This is a genomic window from Streptomyces sp. NRRL S-495, assembly GCF_000966955.1.
In the GTDB taxonomy this organism is placed as follows: domain Bacteria; phylum Actinomycetota; class Actinomycetes; order Streptomycetales; family Streptomycetaceae; genus Kitasatospora; species Kitasatospora purpeofusca.
The window spans coordinates 1-3,076 of the sequence record NZ_JZWY01000840.1; the positions used below are offsets into that span (position 1 = coordinate 1).

The window sequence follows — 3,076 nt, forward strand, 5'->3', positions numbered from 1 at the left end:
CCCGGTGGGTTCGGGCGGGCGGGGCCGCGGGGGCCGTGTGACCTGCCGCTCTTCGGCCGCGCCCCTGGGCTGCGTCTACCACCCGCCCCGCGGGGCAAACCCGGTCGGCCCGGGGAGCCGCGCAGCGGGCGCGCCCCGGGCGCCCGGCCGCGCTACGCGGGCCGGGCGCCCGTCTCGGCGAACTCGGTGAACAGCACACGGCGCTCCCCCTCGGTCAGACCGCCCCACACGCCGTACGGCTCACGGGTCGCGAGCGCGTAGCGGCGGCACTGCACACGGACGGGGCAGCGGGCGCAGACCGACTTCGCGTTCTGCTCGCGTTCCTTGGCGGCGGTGCCGCGCTCGTTGGCGGGGTGGAAGAAGACGCTGCTGTCGACACCGCGGCACGCTCCCTGCAACTGCCAGCTCCACTGCTGCTCGATGGGTCCGGGGAGACGGGACAGGTCGGTCATGGCGGTCCTTTCCTGACGGATCGGTCGTTTCGTCCGCTCGTCTAACCCCGATGCCCCGGTTCATGCCCTTGTTCAGGCGCTTGTGCTTCATGCCCTTGTTCATGCGCTTGTGCTCAGGCGGACAGCAGCCGGTGCAGCCAGCCGTCCCAGTCGATCCGGGCCGACTCCGAGCCCATCGGCACGGAGCGGCCGGTCGCGGTGAGGAACCGCGCGAGCGGCCGGGTCGGGGTGTCGAGGAGCGCGACACCGTCCTGGCCGCCCAGCGCGATGAGGACGTGCCGACCGGTGGCGCTGGGCTCGATGTGGACGTCCCCGTCCCCTGCCGGCCCGCGCAGCCCGGCGGCCAGCAGGTCCCGCGCCAGGACCCAGACCGTCTCCTCGCCGCCGCCGAAATCCAGCCGGACCGCGTAGGGGTCTCCGGCCTCGTACCGGCACTCGACGGCCAGGTCACGGCCCCGGTCCTCGCCGGTGATCAGACGCATCGTCAGGTGTGCCGCCACCGCTTCCGACATCGGCCTCGCCCCCGTCCTTCCTGTGCCCGACTCTGTCGGCCCCCGTGTGCCCCGGACGGGCGGAATCATGCGTCGGTGTGGCGGAAGTGCGGCGGGCGCGCGCGGATGGGTCCCGAGCAGCCGAGGGATGCCGACCTCGGCCCAGATCGTCTTGCCCTGGCTGTGCGGCTCGGCGCCCCAGCGGTCGGCGGTCCGCTGCACGATGAACAGGCCGTGGCCGCCGGGCAGGGCCGGGTTGTGCGGTCGGCGCAGCTCGGGCATCGCGGGGCTGCGGTCGCTGACCTCGACCCGCAGCCGCGCCTCGGTGACGTGCAGGACCAGCTCCAGCGGACCGTCCCCGTGCAGCATCGCGTTGGCGACGAGCTCGGCGACCAGCAGCACGAGGTCGTCGGCGGCGCCGTCACCGCCGCCGGGCGCGGGAGCGGTCGGGAACCACTCTCCGAGCGCCCGGGCGGTGAAGGTCCTGGCGTGGGCGACCGGTTTGGGGAGTCCGGCCAGGGTCAGCCGCCTGCGTTGACCGCCGACGGGTACCTCGGGACCGGCCCGGTGCGGGTCGCCGTCCAGGGTTCCGCGGCTCATCGTCATGTGAGGGCGCCCTTTCGGATCGACGGCGATCTGTCGCGTGGTCGGTTTCCCGGCAGTCCCGGAATTATGCCCGTTCCGGGTGCGACGGGGGTACGCATCCGGGAGCGAAGGCGCGGGAACGGCCGAAGGCGGACGTCCGACCGCGCGCGGGGCAACGGGCGGCCACGGGCGACGGCCGTCCGCGCCCGGCTCAACCGGCCAGTGCCCCGGCCACCGAGTCGTGGATCGAGAACACCACCCGGGCGCCGGTCAGGTCGAGCACCCGCATGACGGTGGGCGGCACGGCGGCGAGCCGCAGCGCCAGCCCGCCCTGCTCGGCCGCGATCCGGGTTCTGAGCAGTACGTTCAGTCCGGAGGAGTCGCAGAAGCCCACCCCGCTGAGGTCGATCACCACCGCCTCGGGGCGCTGCGCGACGAGCGCGTCGAGCGTCTCGGCGGCCGGCTCCAGGGTCTCGATGTCGAGATCGCCGACGAGGATGCAGAGCATCGCACCGCCGGGCCCGCAGCGGGTCTCCACCACCAGTCCGGGACGGTACGGAGGGACCGCCGCCAGCGTGGTGTCCCCCGGGTCGTTGTCGGATGGCATCATCGTCGTCCCCTCCGTGTCCGTGCCCTCCGACGATACGGAGGCCGCGCCGGTCGGCCAAGTGAAGGGTTTGTGGTCAAGGAGCCGCCACGCTCTCGGACTCCGCGCCGGACGGCACCCTCAGACGTCCTCCAGGCCGTCGCGCAGCTGTCCGAGCGTGCGGGCGAGGAGCCGGGAGACGTGCATCTGGGACAGGCCGAGCCGGGCGCCGATCTGGGACTGGGTGAGGTCCTCGCAGAAGCGCATCGACAGGATGCGGCGCTCGCGTTCCGGCAGGGCGGCTATCAGGGGCTTCAGCGCGACCAGGTCCTCGACCAGGGCGAGGTCGTGGTCGTCGGTGCCGAGCTGCTCACCGAGCGGACCGGGGCCGTCGCCGCCCTCGGGGCCGCCGCCGTCGAGCGAACCGGCGGTGTGGCCGTTGGCGGCGGTCAGGCCCTCGACGACCTCGTCCGGGGTGAGCGAGAGGTGCTCGGCGAGTTCGGCCACGGTCGGGGCGCGGTCCAGGCGCTGGGCGAGGCGCTCCTGCGCCCGGGCGAGCGCGATCCGCAGCTCCTGGAGGCGGCGGGGCACGTGGACGGCCCAGGTGGTGTCGCGGAAGTGCCGCCGGATCTCGCCGAGCACGGTCGGCATGGCGAAGGTGGTGAACTCCACACCGAGCGAGGGGTCGAACCGGTCGATGGCCTTGATCAGGCCGACGGCGCCGACCTGGAGCAGGTCCTCCTTGGGCTCGCGGTGCGCGTCGAAGCGCCGGATCGCGAACCGCACCAGGGAGAGGTTCATCTCCACCAGGGTGGTGCGGACGTACGAGTACTCCCTGGTCCCCTCCTCCAGCTCGGCCAGGCGGCACAGCAGTTGCCGGGTGAGGTCACGGGCGTCCGCGGGCGCGACCTCGCGCGGGTCGTCGACCGCCGCGAGCTCGGGCGGCAGGAGGTCCCGCAGGC

The 3,076-nt window shown here is 73.8% G+C and carries 4 protein-coding genes; all 4 read right to left on the minus strand.

All coding sequences use genetic code 11. The features are described 5' to 3' along the window. Nucleotides 1–152 precede the first annotated feature (152 nt). The 4 genes from VR45_RS34605 to VR45_RS34620 all read right to left on the minus strand — a co-directional run bounded on the left by VR45_RS34605 (nucleotide 153) and on the right by VR45_RS34620 (nucleotide 3,074). Complete coding sequence (locus tag VR45_RS34605; RefSeq protein WP_045943875.1) at nucleotides 153–452, minus strand: WhiB family transcriptional regulator; 300 nt, start codon at nucleotides 450–452, stop codon at nucleotides 153–155. Between the two features lie 113 nt (nucleotides 453–565). Next, nucleotides 566–1,549, minus strand: coding sequence for an SsgA family sporulation/cell division regulator (locus VR45_RS43435; protein ID WP_063772597.1), 984 nt, complete (start codon nucleotides 1,547–1,549; stop codon nucleotides 566–568). A gap of 190 nt (nucleotides 1,550–1,739) precedes the next feature. Continuing rightward, on the minus strand, nucleotides 1,740–2,138 hold the full coding sequence (locus tag VR45_RS34615; RefSeq protein ID WP_052709604.1) for an STAS domain-containing protein: 399 nt from the start codon (nucleotides 2,136–2,138) through the stop codon (nucleotides 1,740–1,742). A gap of 117 nt (nucleotides 2,139–2,255) precedes the next feature. After that, entirely contained in the window at nucleotides 2,256–3,074 is an 819-nt protein-coding gene (locus tag VR45_RS34620) for a SigB/SigF/SigG family RNA polymerase sigma factor (RefSeq protein ID WP_078897163.1), read from the minus strand. Nucleotides 3,075–3,076 lie beyond the last annotated feature (2 nt).

Bases quoted from the DNA above. Each gene is read 5' to 3' on its own strand.
- VR45_RS43435 (WP_063772597.1), bottom strand. From the start codon at position 1,549: ATGACGATGAGCCGCGGAACCCTGGACGGCGACCCGCACCGGGCCGGT.
- VR45_RS34615 (WP_052709604.1), bottom strand. From the start codon at position 2,138: ATGATGCCATCCGACAACGACCCGGGGGACACCACGCTGGCGGCGGTC.
- VR45_RS34605 (WP_045943875.1), bottom strand. From the start codon at position 452: ATGACCGACCTGTCCCGTCTCCCCGGACCCATCGAGCAGCAGTGGAGC.